The sequence below is a fragment of the Knoellia tibetensis genome (assembly GCF_048606415.1).
Classification (GTDB): domain Bacteria; phylum Actinomycetota; class Actinomycetes; order Actinomycetales; family Dermatophilaceae; genus Knoellia; species Knoellia tibetensis.
The window spans coordinates 280,173-296,778 of record NZ_JBMBWF010000001.1 but is presented as its reverse complement, the minus strand read 5'-3'; the positions used below and the strand labels follow the sequence as shown (position 1 = coordinate 296,778).

General features: G+C 71.9%; 14 protein-coding genes. 6 read left to right on the top strand and 8 right to left on the bottom strand.

From position 1 onward, the window contains the following. The first annotated feature begins 169 nt into the window (after positions 1 to 169). Complete coding sequence (gene tig, locus ACOJV7_RS01365; protein WP_420188369.1) at positions 170 to 1,549, top strand: trigger factor; 1,380 nt, start codon at positions 170 to 172, stop codon at positions 1,547 to 1,549. A gap of 66 nt (positions 1,550 to 1,615) precedes the next feature. Here tig and ACOJV7_RS01360 read toward each other — a convergent pair whose 3' ends face one another. Beyond that, positions 1,616 to 2,698: a LacI family DNA-binding transcriptional regulator gene (locus ACOJV7_RS01360; RefSeq protein ID WP_420188368.1), complete on the bottom strand. Its 1,083-nt coding sequence runs from the start codon at positions 2,696 to 2,698 to the stop codon at positions 1,616 to 1,618. Between the two features lie 64 nt (positions 2,699 to 2,762). Between ACOJV7_RS01360 and ACOJV7_RS01355 the strand changes: the two genes are divergently transcribed. The 3 genes from ACOJV7_RS01355 to ACOJV7_RS01345 all read left to right on the top strand — a co-directional run bounded on the left by ACOJV7_RS01355 (position 2,763) and on the right by ACOJV7_RS01345 (position 5,468). After that, positions 2,763 to 4,028: an MFS transporter gene (locus ACOJV7_RS01355; protein ID WP_420188367.1), complete on the top strand. Its 1,266-nt coding sequence runs from the start codon at positions 2,763 to 2,765 to the stop codon at positions 4,026 to 4,028. A gap of 130 nt (positions 4,029 to 4,158) precedes the next feature. Then, complete coding sequence (locus ACOJV7_RS01350; protein ID WP_420188366.1) at positions 4,159 to 4,782, top strand: ATP-dependent Clp protease proteolytic subunit; 624 nt, start codon at positions 4,159 to 4,161, stop codon at positions 4,780 to 4,782. A 26-nt stretch (positions 4,783 to 4,808) separates the two neighbouring features. Continuing rightward, positions 4,809 to 5,468 carry an ATP-dependent Clp protease proteolytic subunit gene (locus ACOJV7_RS01345; protein WP_420188365.1) on the top strand — a complete coding sequence of 220 codons (660 nt, stop codon included), beginning with the start codon at positions 4,809 to 4,811 and terminating at the stop codon, positions 5,466 to 5,468. Between the two features lie 77 nt (positions 5,469 to 5,545). Here ACOJV7_RS01345 and ACOJV7_RS01340 read toward each other — a convergent pair whose 3' ends face one another. Continuing rightward, positions 5,546 to 6,919, bottom strand: a complete 1,374-nt coding sequence (locus ACOJV7_RS01340; protein ID WP_420188364.1) for a hypothetical protein — start codon at positions 6,917 to 6,919, stop codon at positions 5,546 to 5,548. Between the two features lie 288 nt (positions 6,920 to 7,207). Here ACOJV7_RS01340 and clpX point away from each other — a divergent pair, with 288 nt between their 5' ends. Next, on the top strand, positions 7,208 to 8,482 hold the full coding sequence (gene clpX, locus ACOJV7_RS01335) for an ATP-dependent Clp protease ATP-binding subunit ClpX (protein WP_420188363.1): 1,275 nt from the start codon (positions 7,208 to 7,210) through the stop codon (positions 8,480 to 8,482). A 220-nt stretch (positions 8,483 to 8,702) separates the two neighbouring features. Here clpX and ACOJV7_RS01330 read toward each other — a convergent pair whose 3' ends face one another. Genes ACOJV7_RS01330 through ACOJV7_RS01310 form a run of 5 tightly spaced genes read right to left on the bottom strand, consistent with a single transcriptional unit; the run spans position 8,703 to position 12,824 of the window. After that, positions 8,703 to 9,233, bottom strand: a complete 531-nt coding sequence (locus tag ACOJV7_RS01330; protein ID WP_420188362.1) for a hypothetical protein — start codon at positions 9,231 to 9,233, stop codon at positions 8,703 to 8,705. Then, complete coding sequence (locus ACOJV7_RS01325; protein WP_420188361.1) at positions 9,230 to 10,633, bottom strand: DUF58 domain-containing protein; 1,404 nt, start codon at positions 10,631 to 10,633, stop codon at positions 9,230 to 9,232. Before ACOJV7_RS01325 ends, ACOJV7_RS01330 begins: the two co-directional genes overlap by 4 nt. Further along, positions 10,630 to 11,625, bottom strand: a complete 996-nt coding sequence (locus tag ACOJV7_RS01320; protein ID WP_420188360.1) for an AAA family ATPase — start codon at positions 11,623 to 11,625, stop codon at positions 10,630 to 10,632. The genes ACOJV7_RS01325 and ACOJV7_RS01320 overlap by 4 nt, the downstream gene beginning before the upstream one ends. Further along, positions 11,626 to 12,123 (bottom strand): hypothetical protein, encoded by a 498-nt coding sequence (locus ACOJV7_RS01315; protein WP_420188359.1) that lies wholly within the window; start codon positions 12,121 to 12,123, stop codon positions 11,626 to 11,628. After that, the gene (locus ACOJV7_RS01310) at positions 12,120 to 12,824 is read right to left on the bottom strand and encodes a DUF4129 domain-containing protein (protein ID WP_420188358.1); all 705 of its coding nucleotides are present in this window, start codon (positions 12,822 to 12,824) and stop codon (positions 12,120 to 12,122) included. Before ACOJV7_RS01310 ends, ACOJV7_RS01315 begins: the two co-directional genes overlap by 4 nt. Before the next feature lie 147 nt (positions 12,825 to 12,971). Between ACOJV7_RS01310 and ACOJV7_RS01305 the strand changes: the two genes are divergently transcribed. Continuing rightward, on the top strand, positions 12,972 to 13,661 hold the full coding sequence (locus ACOJV7_RS01305; protein ID WP_420188357.1) for a hypothetical protein: 690 nt from the start codon (positions 12,972 to 12,974) through the stop codon (positions 13,659 to 13,661). Positions 13,662 to 13,763: 102 nt separating this feature from the next. Here the strand turns inward: ACOJV7_RS01305 and valS are convergent, their stop codons facing one another. Further along, positions 13,764 to 16,520 carry a valine--tRNA ligase gene (gene valS, locus ACOJV7_RS01300; RefSeq protein WP_420188356.1) on the bottom strand — a complete coding sequence of 919 codons (2,757 nt, stop codon included), beginning with the start codon at positions 16,518 to 16,520 and terminating at the stop codon, positions 13,764 to 13,766. Positions 16,521 to 16,606: the final 86 nt, after the last annotated feature.

Genomic DNA, 16,606 nt, shown 5'->3' with positions numbered 1-16,606 from the left:
GCTGCCGCGGGCCGTTAGCATGGACGGGATTGCGACATCCCCCGGTATGCCGTGTGCTCACGCCCACGCCCGCGCCTCCAGCTCGCGGGACTGAAAGACCGGGACGGACGTCCACCCGCGGGCCTGGCCCGCACCAACCACTGATCCCAACACGTGTGGAGTGCCTGAAGTGAAGAGTGCCGTCGAGACCCTCAGCCCGACCCGGGTCAAGCTCATCGTGGAGGTGCCCTTCGACGAGCTGAAGCCCGACCTCGACAAGGCGTACCAGACGATCGGCAGCCAGATCCAGATCCCCGGCTTCCGCAAGGGCAAGGTCCCCGCGCGCATCATCGACCAGCGCGTCGGCCGTGGCGCCGTCGTGCAGGAGGCCGTCAACGAGGCCCTGCCGCGCTTCTTCGCCGAGGCCGTCGACACCGAGGGCATCAAGGCCATCGGTCAGCCCGAGGTCGACGTCACCGCCGTGCCGCTCGAGGACGGCCAGGACTTCGAGTTCACCGTCGAGACCGACGTGCGTCCCGACATCGAGCTCCCGGAGCTCGAGGGCATCGCCGTCGAGGTCGACGAGGTCAAGGCCTCCGACGAGGACGTCGAGGAGCGGCTCACCGACCTGCGCCAGCGCTTCGGCACCCTCTCCAGCGTCGACCGCGCCGTCGAGAGCGGCGACGTCCTCTCCATCGACCTCTCGGCCGTCATCGACGGCGAGGAGATCGACAGCGTCGAGGGCGTCACCTACGAGGTCGGCTCCGGCAACATGCTCGAGGGCCTCGACGAGGCCGTCACCGGCGCCAAGGCCGGCGACACCGTCACCTTCACCGCCCCGCTCGCCGGTGGCGACCGCGAGGGCCAGGACGCCGAGTGCGCCGTCACCGTCCAGTCGGTCAAGGTCCGCGAGCTGCCCGAGCTCGACGACGACTTCGCCCAGCTCGCCTCGCAGTTCGACACCCTCGACGAGCTCCGTGAGGACGTCGTCAAGCAGGCCGAGCAGGCCAAGAAGTTCGAGCAGGGCGTCCAGGCCCGCGACAAGGTCCTCGAGCACCTCCTCGACGCCGTCGACGTCCCCCTCCCCGACGGCATCGTCGAGGCCGAGGTCAACAGCCACCTCGAGGGCGAGGACCGCCTCGAGGACGACGTCCACCGCGCCGAGGTCGACGAGAGCACCCGCAAGGCGCTCAAGGGCCAGTTCCTCCTCGACGCCCTCGCCGAGAAGCTCGAGATCTCGGTCGAGCAGCCCGAGCTCATCGAGTACCTCATCATGAGCGCGCAGCAGTACGGCATGGACCCGAACCAGTTCGCCCAGGCCGTCGACCAGCAGGGCCAGGTCCCCGCCATGGTCCAGGAGGTCGCCCGCCGCAAGGCGCTCGCGGCCGTCCTCGAGAAGGCCGTCGTCACCGACACGGCCGGCAACGCGATCGACCTCAACGAGCTCGTGCCCCAGGCCGAGACGGTCGACCCCGAGGTCGAGTCCGACGAGGAGACCCAGGTCGTCGAGGCCGAGGCCGTCGAGACCGAGTCCGACGAGACCGAGTCCGAGGAGACCGCGAAGGCCTGACGCCTCTCCCGGCACCACGTCGTATGCCGTGTGCTCCCGCTGACGGGAGCGCACGGCATACGTGCGTCAGGGGGACGTCGGCGCTGGGGGAGCGGTGGTGTCCCCGGCGCGCAGGCGCACCTCGAAGGGGGTGCTGGCCGGGGACTCACCGGCGAGCGCGCGGCGGGTGAGGTCGCCCAGCAGGCGCCCCTTGGCCTCGCCGGGCTGCTCGATCGTCGTGAGCACGCGGTCGAGCCAGGGAAGCTCGACGGCGTCGAAGCCCGTCACCGAGACGTCCTCGGGCACGCGCAGCCCGAGGGACTCCGCGGCGCGGACCACCCCGGCGGCGAGCAGGTCCGACTGCGCGACGACGCCGGTGGGGCGGTCGTCCGGCGCCACGTCGAGGAGCAGGCGGCCGGCGACCTCGCCCTGCACGACGTCGGCGCGCTCGGTCTCGACGAGGGTGCTGCCACGGGGCGCGGTGTCGAGGAAGCCCCGGGCGCGGTCGCGGGCGTCGGGATAGGCCGCCTGCCCCAGGTCGCGCGGTTGGATCCGCCGGGTGACCCGCGTCGGGCCGAGCGGCATCGTCACGTGGGCGAGCCGGTGGTGGCCGAGGTCGACCAGGTGGCGGGTCGCGGCGGCCGAGGCCCCGTGCTCGTCGACGACGACGTGCACGACGGCGTCATGGTCGGGAGCCCCGGAGCCGATGACGGGGACGCCTCGGGCGACGAGGTGGTCGACGAGGGGACTGTCGATGCGGCCGCACAGGGGGAACACGGCGGCGTCGATCGCGTGGCCGGCGAGGGGGTTGCGGGCGTCCTCGTCGCCCGCGGAGTGGTCGGCGACGAGGAGCATGCTCGTCCCCATCGAGTCGAGCTCCTGGGCGAGGCCGTCGAGGACGGTGAGAGCGAACGGGTCGCGGAAGGCGTCGAGGAGGCGCTCCTCGACGATGACGGCGACGGTTCCGGCGCGCCCCTGCCGCAACGAGCTCGCCAAGGGGTCGGGGCCGGTCCAGCGGAGCTCGGTCGCCGCCGTGCGCACCCTGTCGGCCGTCGGCTCGGCCACCGGCCCCTTGCCGCTGAAGACGAGCGAGGCGGTGCTGATCGAGACGCCGGCCCGGTCGGCGACACCACGCAGCGTCGCCTTGCGCGTTTGACGTGGAGGGGCCATGGGCGGGAGACTATCGAATCGATTCGACACGCACCACTCCGCCCCGATCCGGAAGATCCGCTCCTTGACCACCACCGCCCTGCCCCGCGAGCGCGTCGTCGCCGCCCGCACCGCCGTCTTCGTCGTCTTCGCCCTCGCGGGCATCGCGTTCGCCACGTGGGCGTCGCGGATCGCCGACGCCAAGGCCGGGCTCGACCTCTCGGCGGGTCAGCTCGGCGCGACGCTCTTCGCCATGTCGGCGGGCTCGATGCTCGCCATGCCGTCGACCGGCCGCCTGGCCGAGCGGTTCGGCGTCGTCCCGACGATCCGCGTGGGCATGCTCATCGGCATCGTCGGCTTCGGTGTCGTCGGTGCGGGTGTCGACCTGGCGGAGTCCCGGCTCGTCGTGGCGGTGGGCCTCTTCCTCATCGGCTCCGGCGTCGGCGTGTGGGATGTCGCGATGAACCTCGAGGGCGCCTCGGTCGAGCGGCTCCTCGGCAAGACCGTCATGCCGCAGTTCCACGCCGCCTTCAGCGGCGGCACGGTCCTGTCCGCCCTCATCGGGTCGGGCATGTCGTGGGCGTCGGTCCCGCTCCTGCCGCATCTGCTCGGGTCCGCGCTGCTCGTCACCGCCGGTGGCTTCGTGGCGATGCGCGCCTTCCTCCCGCGTGAGATCGAGGACGCGCAGCACGAGAGGGACAAGGCCGCCGAGGCGGACGCCCGTGCCGAGGGCGCCGTCGCCGCGGCTCTGGTGCGGTCGGCCTGGCTCGAGCCCCGCACGCTCCTCATCGGTCTCGTCGTCCTCGTCGCGGCGTTCACCGAGGGCACCGCCAACGACTGGCTCGCGGTCGCCTTCGTCGAGGGCCACGACCTGCCCACGTGGGCAGGAGTGCTCGCCTTCGCGACCTTCCTGTCCTTCATGACCATCGGACGCCTCCTCGGCACGCGCTGGCTCGACACCTACGGGCGGGTTCCCGTGCTGCGCGCCACGTTCGTCCTCGCGGTGGTGGGCTCCCTGCTCGTGATCTTCGGCAACGACTGGATGGCCTTCGTCGGTGCCGCGGTCTGGGGTGTCGGCGTCTCGCTCGGGTTCCCGGTCGGGCTCAGCGCCAGCGCCGACGACCCCAAGCGCGCCCCGGCCCGCATGTCGGTCGTCGCGACCATCGGCTACTTCGCCTTCATCGCCGGTCCGCCGGCGCTGGGCTTCCTCGGCGACCACGTCGGCGTCCTGCGCAGCCTGCTCGCCGTCGGCACGATGGCGCTGCTCGTCCAGCTCATCCTCGAGAGCGTGCGCGAGCCCGCGAAGGCGGCGACGACCGCCGAGGCCGAGCCGGCGCGCGGTCGCGGCTGACCGGCATACGGGGTCGTTCCGGGGCATTGTGCTCAGGGCGAACATCGCCCGGGGGCGGGAGTGTCCCGGCCGACCCGCGCGTTAGGGTCAGCGAAAGGCACGACCCACGATCACGGCAGGAGCGACCAGCGTGAGCAGCAACGAGATCGTCGCAGCCGGTCCGGGCGACAAGCTCGGCCTCGACGACAGCATCTACAACCGCCTCCTCAAGGAGCGGATCATCTTCCTCGGCTCCGAGGTCCGCGACGAGAACGCCAACGCGATCTGCGCGCAGATGCTCCTGCTCGCCGCCGAGGACTCCGACAAGGACATCTGGCTCTACATCAACAGCCCCGGTGGGTCGGTGACCGCGGGCATGGCCATCTTCGACACGATGCAGTGGGTGCCCAACGACGTCGCCACCGTGGCCATGGGCATGGCCGCCTCGATGGGGCAGTTCCTGCTCTCCGCGGGCACGCCGGGCAAGCGCTACGCGACGCCGCACGCGCGCGTCATGATGCACCAGCCCTCCGGCGGCATCGGCGGCACGGCGTCCGACATCAAGATCCAGGCCGAGCAGCTGCTCCACATCAAGAAGCAGATGGCCGAGCTCATCGCCGAGCACACCGGCCAGACGCCCGAGCAGATCGAGGCCGACTCCGACCGCGACCGCTGGTTCACCGCCGCGGAGGCCAAGGAGTACGGCTTCGTCGACCACGTCTTCTCGCGCGCCGACCAGGCCGGCCCCTCGTCCGACAACCCGGTCACCGACTGACCCGGCGACCAGGAGAGATCCCACACATGAACGCGAACCACCTGACCCCGCAGGGCCGCCTCGCCGTCCCCGCCCCGTCGAGCCGCTACATCCTGCCGCAGTTCGAGGAGCGCACCTCCTACGGCATGAAGCGGACCGACCCCTACACCAAGCTCTTCGAGGACCGCATCATCTTCCTCGGCGTGCAGGTCGACGACGCGTCGGCCGACGACATCATCGCCCAGCTCATCGTGCTCGAGTCCCAGGACCCGGACCGCGACGTGCTCATGTACATCAACAGCCCCGGTGGCTCGTTCACGGCGATGACCGCGATCTACGACACGATGCAGTACATCCGGCCCGATGTGCAGACCTTCGTCGTCGGCCAGGCCGCGTCGGCCGCGGCCGTGCTGCTGGGCGCCGGTGCGCCGGGCAAGCGCTACGCGCTGCCGAACTCGCGCGTGCTCATCCACCAGCCGGCGATCGAGGGCACGGGCGGCATGGCCTCCGACCTCGAGATCCACGCCAACGAGGTGCTCCGTATGCGTGAGTGGCTCGAGGACACCATCGCCAAGCACTCGAACCGCGACGTCGAGCTCGTCCGCAAGGACATCGAGCGCGACAAGATCCTCTCCGCGGCCGACGCCAAGGAGTACGGCCTCATCGACGAGGTGCTCGTCTCGCGCAAGGCCGCTCTCGAGAGCTGACCTCCCGCACGACCCCCGAACGCGCGTATGCCGTCCGCTCACCGTCGAGCGGACGGCATACGCGTTCTCGGGTCGGTTCAGCCGCGCGAGCCGTGGAACCCGTTCGGGGTGTGTGACGTCGCCGCCGACCCGGTCTGACGGGCTGGTGCGCCCTGCGGCGACGGGGAGGCCGGCGGGGCGGCGAAGAGCTCGAACGAGCCCATGACGTCCATGATGACCGGCGCCTGTCCGGCGGCGTTGTGGATCCGGAAGAGGTTGCCGGCGCCGAGCCCGACGAAGGTCGAGTTCGCCGACGTCTCGCCTGCTGCGGCGTTGAGGTTGCTCACCCCGGGCTTGGGGATGTCGTTGGAGTAGGTCGTCACGTAGGTCGCCGCGGTCGGCCGGGCGATGGTCGTGTTGGCCACGAGGGTGTAGGTCGCGTCACCGGCGACCTCCGGTGGTGCGGCGTACTGCCGGGCCACGTTGGCGCCGATCGGGGTGGCGTTGCCGCCGATCCCCGAGCGGGTGTCGACGATGCGGCGTGGCGGGAGCGAGCGGAAGCGCAGGCCGTCGCCGCCCTCGGTGGTGTAGATGCCGACGACGTCGACGATGATCTGGACGCTGCCCGGGCCGCGGTTGATGACATAGAAGCCCGGGAAGCCCTCGACCATCGACGACGGCACGACGCTCATGTTGGCGATGACCTGGTTCTTGCCGTAGTTGACGGTCGAGGTCGACGGGTTCGACGTGGGTCCGGCGGCGACGTAGCCGGAGCTCGTGCCCTGCAGCACGGTGATGTTCGCGGCGTAGGCGGTGACCTTCTCGTTGACCCCTGCGCCCCAGTCCGCCCAGACCGAGACCCACTCGCCGGCGACGTAGGCGCCGCCGTCCTGGCGGGAGTCGTAGAAGCGCTCGGGCTCCACGGTGTAGTACTGGCTGCCGACGCCCGTCGTGGGGCTGGCGACGCCGTGGTAGGCACCCACGACGTCGGCGAGGATGTGGGTCGTCCCGGTCGAGTTGTAGATGCGGACGCGGCCGTCCGAGCCCACCGGCACGGTGACGAGGTTGGCGCGGTTGGTGCGCGCCGCCACGTTGAGGCTCGAGGTCGAGGGGCGGGTGGTCCCGGACGGGTAGGCCGTGAGGAAGGTGTTGGTGCTCGGCGTGACGGCGGTGATGTTGAGGACGACGGCGCTCACCCCGCCGGGGATGCCGCCGCGACCGGCGACGAGGACCGAGACCTCCCGGCCTGCACCGACCAGGCCCTGAGGCGCCCCGTTGCCGCTGCGCGTGTCGAGGATGCGCGCCGGCGTCACGTGCCGGTAGGTGCCCTGGGCCCCGACGAACGGGGTGTTCATCGCGCGGGCGGCGGTCGACGCCTTGGTCGGGGCGGCCTGCGCGGCGGCTCCGGTGAGGGCGGCGAGCGCCGTGGCTGTGACGGCCGTGGCCGCGAGGATCGTGGTCCTGTGGGACATGCTGGTGGTTCCTTCCGAGTCGGCCGGCCCCCGTTGGCCCGCGCAGGCACTGTATGGGAGGAAGTGGCGGACGTCACGGTCCCGGCAGGATCCGGCTCCGTCCGTCGGGGTGTCGCGCGGCCCGTGGCGTGTCGTTCTGCCGAGAGCGGACAAGCGCGACTCGCGCCGTGTCGGAGGCGTTGAATGGGTGGAGACGACGCTCCCTCGGGGTAGCGTCGTTGACGTCGCCGCATCCCCGGCCCAGTCGGGACGGCGGCACCCGTTGTCGAGGTGAAGGGACCAGGCCCAGTGGCACGAGTCGGAGAAACCAGCGACCTGCTGAAGTGCTCCTTCTGCGGCAAGTCCCAGAAGCAGGTCAAGAAGCTCATCGCCGGCCCGGCGGTCTACATCTGCGACGAGTGCATCGAGCTCTGCAACGAGATCATCGAGGAGGAGCTGGCCGAGTCCTCGGAGCTGGGCGGGCTCGACGAGCTGCCCAAGCCCCGCGAGATCTTCGAGTTCCTCCAGCAGTACATCATCGGCCAGGACGTCGCGAAGAAGTCGCTCGCCGTCGCCGTCTACAACCACTACAAGCGGATCCAGGCGGGTGACGCGATCGGCAAGAAGGACGCCGACCACGTCGACATCGCCAAGTCGAACATCCTCCTCATCGGGCCGACCGGCTGCGGCAAGACCTACCTCGCCCAGACCTTGGCCAAGATGCTCAACGTCCCCTTCGCCATCGCCGACGCAACGGCACTCACCGAGGCCGGCTACGTCGGCGAGGACGTCGAGAACATCCTCCTCAAGCTGATCCAGGCCGCCGACTACGACGTCAAGAAGGCCGAGACGGGCATCATCTACATCGACGAGGTCGACAAGATCGCCCGCAAGTCCGAGAACCCGAGCATCACGCGCGACGTGTCGGGCGAGGGCGTGCAGCAGGCGCTGCTCAAGATCCTCGAGGGAACGACCGCGAGCGTCCCACCGCAGGGTGGTCGCAAGCACCCTCACCAGGAGTTCATCCAGATCGACACGACCAACGTGCTCTTCATCGTGGGCGGCGCCTTCGCCGGCCTCGAGAAGCTCATCGAGTCGCGCAACGGCAAGAAGGGCCTCGGCTTCGGCTCCGAGCTGCACAGGCCCAAGGACCTCGCCGAGTCGATCCACGAGGTCATGCCCGAGGACCTCATGAAGTTCGGGCTCATCCCCGAGTTCATCGGCCGCCTCCCGGTCATCACGACGGTCTCGCCGCTCGACACGAGCGCCCTCGTGCAGATCCTCACCGAGCCGCGCAACGCCCTCATCAAGCAGTATCAGAAGATGTTCCGCATCGACGGCGTCGAGCTCGAATTCACGGACGAGGCCATCGAGGCCGTCGCCGAGCAGGCGCTCGCGCGCGGCACCGGCGCCCGCGGCCTGCGCGCGATCATGGAGGAGGTTCTCCTCCCTGTGATGTTCGACGTGCCCAGCGACGACGAGATCACCAAGGTCGTCGTCACCGACGAGGTCGTGCGCAAGAACGTCCTGCCGACGATCGTCCGTCGCGACGCGGGCCCCAAGCGCCGCAAGCGCACCGCCTGACGTCTGCCGACGTCCCGCCGAGGCCCGCGGGCGCACGCCCGTTTTCCGGCCCACGCAGAGCGTGGGACCCGCGCCCACGTTGCGTCGCGACGAGGTCAGGTGTCGGCGATCCGGGGTTGCGGGTGCCTGTCATGCCCCGGATGTCCGACACCCTGCGAGGGACGGGTCTCCGCCCGCCGACCTGACCATCTGCAACGAGGTGCCACCGACCGCTCCCGGCTCAGCCGGTGGGCCGTCCCCGCGGGCGGAGGAGTGAGAGCCACAGGGCGAGGCCGAGCACGGCAAGCGCCGCGAGGGCGGAGTAGGTCGCGAGCGTGTCCCCGTCGGGTCGCGCGACGGTCTGGGTGACGAGGAGCGCCCACACGGGGACGCACAGCACGACGACGACGAGCCCTCGCCGGGTCCACCGCACGGCGCTGGCCCGCGGCACCGGCGCCGCGGCGGGCAGGGCCGCCGCGAGCGCCGCCCCGAGGTGGATGGCGAGCATCCCGACCGCGACGACGAGGGTGAGCACCCAGTCGCCGAGGTCCTGCGGACCCCGGTGGCTCATGAGCCAGTGCAGGCCGTGGAGGCCGACGAGCAGGGCGGTGAGCCGTGAGCCGGGGTCGAGGACGACGAACGGGGTGAGCCCGACGAGGACGAGTGCGGCGACGACCGAGCCCAGCGGGCCGACGGCGACCGTGAGCAGGGCGAGCGCGACCGACACGACGCCGATGCCCACGCGCAGGACGGTCTGCGAGGTCGACCTCATCGGGTCACCACCCTGGGTGAGCGCCGTTGCCGGGCGATGTCGCGCATGACGAGGTCGAGGGTCCCGGGACCGACCCAGGGGACGATCGGCACTCCGGCGAGCCGCGTGCGCGACACCTCGCGCGACCGCTCGAGCAGCCGGAGCCGCCAGGCCAGCCGGGCCGAGGGGGACGCGGCCTGCTCGGGCACGAGGCCGGCGAGCTGCTCGTCGGTGAGGTCGCCGGTCGCCATGGCCCGGGGCAGCGTGTCGACGACGATCGTCGACGTGCCCCTGCGCGACAGCTGGGCGGCGTGGGCGAGGACGCTCACCGACACGGCGGGGGTTAGGAAGACGACGAGCGTCCCGGCCGAGACCGGGTGGAGCAGCTGGCCGCGCAGCCGCTTCTCGTCGACGACGCCGCCGTCGGCGACGCGGACCCGGGCGAGGACGTCGAGGAGGCGGCGCAGCTGGTTGGTGCCGAGCCCGGGGGAGAGGCGCGGGCTCTGGTGCGCGCCGAGCACCTGGAGGCCGACGCGGTCGCCGGCGCGGAGGTAGTGCTCGGCCACGGCCGCGGCGGCACGGACGCCGTTGTCGAGGCTGCTGCCCTCACCGTCGAAGCCGCTGCTGCGCCCGAGGTCCTGCATGGCGTCGACGAGGAGCAGGATCTCGCTGTCCTCGTCGGCGTAGGTCGTCGTCACGTGCAGATCGCCGGTGCGGACCGACACCGGCCAGTGGATGCGGCGCAGGCGGTCGCCGAAGCGGAAGGCGCGCACGTCGGCGAGCTCGCTGCCGTCGCCGTGGTGGCGCGAGCGGCTGCGCCCGACGAGGCCGTCGGGGTCGGGCGCGGGGGTGCGCGCCGAGAACGCCTCGGGCAGCGGCACCGTCGGGACGAGCGGCGCATGGACCGGGGCGGGCTCCCAGACGTGGGCACCGAACGCCGACCCCACGGCGCACGTGGCCGGTCCGAGGCGGCGCAGGCCCCAGCGCGTGCTCTGGCAGAAGACGTCGAGCTCGGCCGTGGCACCGGTGACGTCGCCGTCGGCCACGCACTGCGGGGCCGGGGTGTAGCGGGTGAACTCGGTCTCGGTGACGGCGAGCGCCACCTCCTCGACGCCGGGCCCGGGTTCGACCGTGGCCGTCCACGCGGTCGTCTGCCCCTCGCGCAGCACGCCGTGGCGCAGCCACGTGTGGACGACCGGCGCCACCTCGGGTCGTCGCAGGTGCGCCCACACCGCGACGACGGCGAGCGGGGCGCCGAGCGCGACGGCGTCCGGTCGGCGCATGATGACGCCGATCCCGAGCAGGGCGAGCCCGACGACGACGGCCCGCACGTGGGCGGCGGTGGGCCGCCACGCGGCCGTGAGCGCGCTGCCCTCCGGGACGGTCGTGCCGGGGTCGGAGGGGCCGGGTCCGTCGGTCACGGTCCCTCGTACCCGGTACGCCTCTCGCCCTCGGTGGGCGAGGGGGTGGGCACCGACGACAGGACCTGGCTCACGACGCTCTCGGCGGTGACGTCGTTGATCCACAGCTCGGGCCGGACCGTGACGCGGTGGTCGAGGGCGGCGTGGGCCACGGCCTTGACGTCCTCGGGGGTGACGTAGTCACGGCCGCGGATCACGGCATACGCCCGGCTCACGAGCATGAGCGCGAGCGAGCCGCGGGGAGAGGCGCCCATGACGAGACTCGCGTGCGAGCGGGTCGCGGCGGCGAGCCGGACGCAGTAGCGGCCCACGCTCTCGTCGACCGTGACGGTCTCGACGGCACGCTGCATGCCCACGAACCCGTCGGCATCGGTGACGGCCGGCACGGTCTGTGCCTCCTGCCGGCGGTCGATACGGCGGCGCAGCACCTCCCACTCGTCGGCCGCGCCGGGGTAGCCGAACGACACCCGGATGAGGAATCGGTCGAGCTGGGCCTCGGGCAGGGGGTAGGTGCCCTCGTACTCGACCGGGTTCGCGGTGGCGAGGACGTGGAAGGGCCGCTCGAGGTGGAAGGTCTCGCCCTCGACGGTGATCTGCCCCTCCTGCATCGCCTCGAGCAGCGCGGCCTGGGTCTTGGGCGGCGTGCGGTTGATCTCGTCGGCGAGGAGCAGCTGGGTGAAGAGCGGGCCGCGACGGAAGACGAACTCGTGCGAGCGCTGGTCGTAGATGAAGGCGCCGGTGAGGTCGCTGGGCAGCAGGTCGGGGGTGAACTGCGCCCGCGCGAAGTCGATGCCGAGCGCCTGCGCGAACGAGCGCGCCGCGAGCGTCTTGCCGAGCCCCGGGAAGTCCTCCATGAGGACGTGCCCGCCCGAGAGCAGGCCCGCGAGGACGAGCTCGAGGCTCCCTCGCTTGCCGACGACGGCCTTCTCCACGGCGGACAGGATGCGGGCGGAGAGGTCGCCGACCTCGTGCAGGGTGGGGGTGTCGCTCACTCAGTGCTCCTCGAGGGTGGTGATGAAGGCGGAGAGCTCGTCGCGGGTCACCGGACGAGCCGTCGCGGAGGTCAGGTATGCCGTGAGCGCCGGTCCCAGCGCGGCCTGCGTCGCGTCGTTCGTGAGGTCGGGCGAGAGACCCCGGGCGCCGAGGCCGGCCTCGGCGGCCGAGCGGACGAGGGACCGCACCTCTAGGCGCGCCGACGCGTCACCGGCGACGGCGGCGTCGATGGTGCGGGCGAGGACGGTGACCCGGCGGTCGCTGCCCCGGACCCGTTCGGGCGTGCCCGCGCTCGTCGTCCACTCGACCTCGCGGTGGCTGCGCAGCAGCCAGACGAGCAGCGCGCCCAGGAGGACGACGAGCCCCGTCGACACGAGGAGCAGCAGCATGCGGTCGAGGGCCGGGACGAGGCCGACGACGACGCCGAGCACGGCCGCGGCGCCGACCGCCGCCACGACCTCGTTGCCCTCGACGAGGCGGGCCAGCCGCCCGGTCACCGCGCCACACCGCCGCCCAGGGCGCGCAGGGGCCGGGTGAGGTCCTCGCGGACCGAGCGCAGCGCCTCACGCGCGTCCTCTCGCTGGGGCTCCCCGATGGGGTGCGCCGAGAACCTCGCCTCCCGATAGAGCTCGGCGAGCCGCTCGATCGCCGCGCGGTCGACGTCGAAGCCGCTGAGGACGGCACCGACGAGCTCGGCCGGTGTCCTGGCGACGTCGTCCTCGAGGCCGACCTCGGCGGTCGTCCGCTCGAGGGTCAGCCAGGCGTTGATGACGGCCTCGCTCGACGAGCCCCGGTCGAGCTGGGCCTCGCTGGCGCGCACCCCCGCGACGAGCACGTCGGGCAGGACCGGCGCCTCGACCTCGTCCTTGGGGGTCACGGGGTCGCGCCGGAGCCGTCGCAGCAGCGCACGGACGACGAGGAGGACGACGACGGCGACGATGAGGACGAGGACGACCCGCAGCGTCCACGCGACGACGTCGGCGACGAGCTCGTTGTCCTCGAGGCCTCGGGCGCGTTCACCCTGGGGGGTGCGGTTGTCACCGGCGTCAGGCTCCACGAGCTCGCCGAACTCGTCGTCGGTCGGCGGGCTGAGGCCGGGAGTGGTGAAGGCCGCGATGGGTCCGGCACCGGACACCCAGGCGGCCAGCAGCAGGGCAGCAGCGGTCCCCGCCGACCAGGCCCAGCCGCGTCGCTCCATGGCACGGAACCCTATGCCTCCGCCCCGCCCCGCGGTCGAGAACGCCGGCGCCCGGGGGAGTCCTGACAGAGTCCTCGCGAAGGTCGCGCGCGACGCTCCGGCGGGAGGGGCTGGCGGACGCGCGAGGGACTTGGCAGGGTGGGCGACGTGGCCCCACCCTTCCGCCTCCGAGCCGGTGACGTCGGCCCGGTGCAGCAGTCACCGGTGACGTGCGGCTCGGCCTGCCTCACCGTCGCCCGGATGCTCGTCGACCCCGTCTTCGCGAGCTGGGTGCGCACCGGCGATCCGTGCCCGCCGGGGTCGCCGCCCGGGGACACCGAGGGCGAGCGCTTCGCGGCATACGAACGCGTCGTCATGCGCCGGACCAACGGTCTCCTCGCCGGCCCGAACCGCCTCAACCTCCCGTGGCCGCGGGCCCTCGGGACGCCACCGTGGGGGGCCAAGCGCGAGCTCGAGTACGGCGCGGCGACGACCGGCACGCTCTACGACGTCGACGCCGTGCGCCCACTGTCGGGCTCGACGCTGCGACGGGCCTTCGAGCGGCTCGTCGACGTCGTCGCCGAGGGGGAGCCGGCCCTGCTCTACGTCGGCAACGCGACCCTGCCGCGCCACGTCGTCCTCGTCCTGCCGGGTGACGGCGACCGGGTCCTCGACGTCTACGACCCCGGCACCGGCCGGGTCGGGCACCTGCGCCGCGACACGGTCGTCGAGCACCGCATCGGCCTCAGCGGGTGGGACGTGCCATGGTTCGTCGTCCAGCCCACCGGGCACCGCCGCATCCGCTCGTGGGCGGCCAAGCGGTCCCTGAGTGGCGTACGGGCACCGTCGAACGCCTGAGCCCTTCGCGGGCCCACCGGGTCGGCGACCCTCGCGTATGCCGGGTGCGCACCGACCGCTGCCCGTGCCGGTCCGGGACCGGTCACGGGCAGCGGCGCGCTGTCACTGCTGGGGCTTGGGCTTCTCGACGGGGATGAGCTCCACGTCGCTCGCGCCCCAGGCCTCGGCGGGGACGAGCTCCAGGGGGCCGGTGATCCGTCCGGCGGAACGCAGGTCGCCCTCGCCCGCGCGAACGTGGTCGAGGAGCTGCTCGGGCCCAGCGAGGGTGATCCGGGCGACCTCGGCGCGCATCGACAGCTTCGCCTCGGACTTGCTCTTGCGGACCGTCGCGAGGGCCGCTCCGACGGCGGCGAGCATCGCGGGGTCGACGGCGTCACCGGCGACGGCGACCTCGTCGACGCTCGGCCACGACGTGAGGTGGACCGACCCGTCGTGCCACCAGGACCAGACCTCCTCGGTGACGTAGGGGAGGAACGGCGCGAGGAGGCGCAGGACGACGTCGAGGGCGATGCGCAGCGTGGCCCGGGCCGACGCGGCCTCGGCGTCACCCTGCGAGCCGTAGGCACGGTCCTTGACGAGCTCGAGGTAGTCGTCGCAGAAGGTCCAGAAGAACGTCTCGGTGACCTCGAGCGAGCGGGTGTAGTCCCACGACTCGAAGCCCGACGTGGCCTTCTCGACGACGTCGCGCAGCCCGGCCAGCAGCGCGCGGTCGAGCGGGTTCGTCACCTGGGCTGCGAGGTCACCCTCGACATCACCACTGCGCTGAGCTCCTGCTTCGGCTTCGCCGCTGCGCTGAACTCCTGCTTCGGCTTCGCCGCTGCGCTGAACTCCTGCTTCGGCTTCGCCGAACGAGAGCGCGAACTTCGAGGCGTTGAGGACCTTGATCGCGAGGCGGCGGCCCACCTTCATCTGGCCCACGTCGTAGGCCGCGTCGGTGCCGAGGCGACCCGAGGCCGCCCAGTAGCGCACGGCATCGGCGGAGTGCTCCCGCAGGACGTCCTCGGGCGTGACGACGTTGCCCTTGGACTTGCTCATCTTCTTGCGGTCCGGGTCGAGGATCCAGCCACTGATCGCGGCGTTGGTCCACGGCACCGTGCCGTGCTCGAAGTAGGCGCGCACGACGGTCGCGAAGAGCCAGGTGCGGATGATGTCGTGACCCTGCGGGCGCACGTCCATCGGGAAGACCTTCTCGAAGACCGGGTCGGTCGTCACCGCGCCCGACTCGTCGACGCTGCGCCAGCCCGCGGCGATCTGCGGGGAGAGCGACGAGGTCGCCCACGTGTCGAGGACGTCGGGGTCGCCGGTGAACCCACCCGCCTGCCCCCGCTGCGACTCGTCGTAGCCCTCGGGAGCCTGAGAGACGGGGTCGATCGGCAGCGACTCCTCGGACGGCAGGATGGGGGAGTCCCACACCGGATCGCCGTCGGCGTCGAGGGGGTACCAGACGGGGATCGGCACGCCGAAGAACCGCTGGCGCGAGACGAGCCAGTCGCCGTTGAGCCCGGCCACCCAGTTGGCGTAGCGGGCCTGCATGAACGACGGGTGGAAGTCGATCGACTGGCCCTGCCCGATGAGCTTGGCGTTGAGGTCGGCGTCGCGGCCACCGTTGCGGATGTACCACTGGCGCGAGGTGACGATCTCGAGCGGCTTCTCGCCGCGCTCGTAGAAGTTCGCCTTGCGCTGCGTGGGCTTGGGCTCGCCGTCGAGGTCGCCGGTCTCGCGCAGCGCGGCCACGACGAGCTCGCGGGCGGAGTGCACGGTCTTGCCGGCGAGCTCGCCGAAGAGCTCGGCGCCGGGGCCACCGGCGATCCACTCGGGCGTCTCGGCCTGGACCCGGCCCTGGCGGGTGATGACCGAACGGGTGGGCAGCTGCAGCTCGCGCCACCAGATGACGTCGGTGAGGTCACCGAAGGTGCAGCACATGAGGATGCCGGAGCCCTTGTCGATCTCGGCCAGCGGGTGCGCCACGACGGGCACCTCGACCCCGAACAGCGGTGAGCGGACCCTGGAACCGAAGAGGCCGGCATACCGCTCGTCGTCCGGGTGGGCGATGAGCGCGACGACCGAGGGGATGAGCTCAGGACGCGTCGTCTCGATGAAGACGGGCTCGGTTGGGCCGTCGTTGCCCGCAGGGTGGAACGCGACGCGGTGGTAGGCGCCGGGGTAGTCGCGGGCCTCGAGCTCGGCCTGCGCGACGGCCGTCTGGAAGGTGACGTCCCAGAGCCCGGGGGCCTCGGCCTGGTAAGCCTCGCCGCGGGCGAGGTTGCGCAGGAACGCCTGCTGCGCCGTCGCGCGCGAGTGGTCGTCGATCGTGCGGTAGGAGATGTCCCAGTCGAAGGACTGGCCGAGGCGGCGGAAGAGCGACTCGAACGCCTTCTCGTCCTCGACGGTCAGCTCGTCGCAGAGCTCGATGAAGTTCTGCCGCGAGATCGGCATCGCGTCGCCGGCCCTGAGGCTCTTGGCGTCCCCGCGGTGCGGCGGCACGAAGTCCGGGTCGTGGGGGAGCGAGGCGTCGCCGCGCACGCCGTAGAAGTTCTGCACGCGCTTCTCGGTCGGCAGGCCGTTGTCGTCCCAGCCGATCGGGTAGAAGACGTTGAAGCCGGCCATCCGCTTGTAGCGCGCCATGCAGTCGGTGTGCGTGTAGGAGAAGACGTGGCCCATGTGCAGGCTGCCCGACGCGGTCGGTGGGGGCGTGTCGATCGAGAAGACCTGCGATCGCGGCCCGGCCAGCGCCGCCTCACGGTCGAACGCGAACGTCTGCTGCTCGGCCCATACCTGCCCCCACTTGTCCTCGAGACCGTCCAGAGAGGGACGCTCCGGGATCGTGGCAGCGCGAGATGAGGTGAGGTCTGCAGACATGCGCGCGATTCTCCCAGAACGTCACCGGGCGTCCCAATCCGGTTCCACGCTCCCCGTATGCCGGCCCACCCAGAGCGTGGGACCCG

What these genes read in the sequence shown, in the direction of transcription:
- ACOJV7_RS01360 (WP_420188368.1), bottom strand. Translation starts at nt 2,698, where the DNA reads ATGGCCCCTCCACGTCAAACGCGCAAGGCGACGCTGCGTGGTGTCGCC.
- ACOJV7_RS01345 (WP_420188365.1), top strand. Translation starts at nt 4,809, where the DNA reads ATGAACGCGAACCACCTGACCCCGCAGGGCCGCCTCGCCGTCCCCGCC.
- ACOJV7_RS01340 (WP_420188364.1), bottom strand. Translation starts at nt 6,919, where the DNA reads ATGTCCCACAGGACCACGATCCTCGCGGCCACGGCCGTCACAGCCACG.
- ACOJV7_RS01330 (WP_420188362.1), bottom strand. Translation starts at nt 9,233, where the DNA reads ATGAGGTCGACCTCGCAGACCGTCCTGCGCGTGGGCATCGGCGTCGTG.
- ACOJV7_RS01310 (WP_420188358.1), bottom strand. Translation starts at nt 12,824, where the DNA reads ATGGAGCGACGCGGCTGGGCCTGGTCGGCGGGGACCGCTGCTGCCCTG.
- valS (WP_420188356.1), bottom strand. Translation starts at nt 16,520, where the DNA reads ATGTCTGCAGACCTCACCTCATCTCGCGCTGCCACGATCCCGGAGCGT.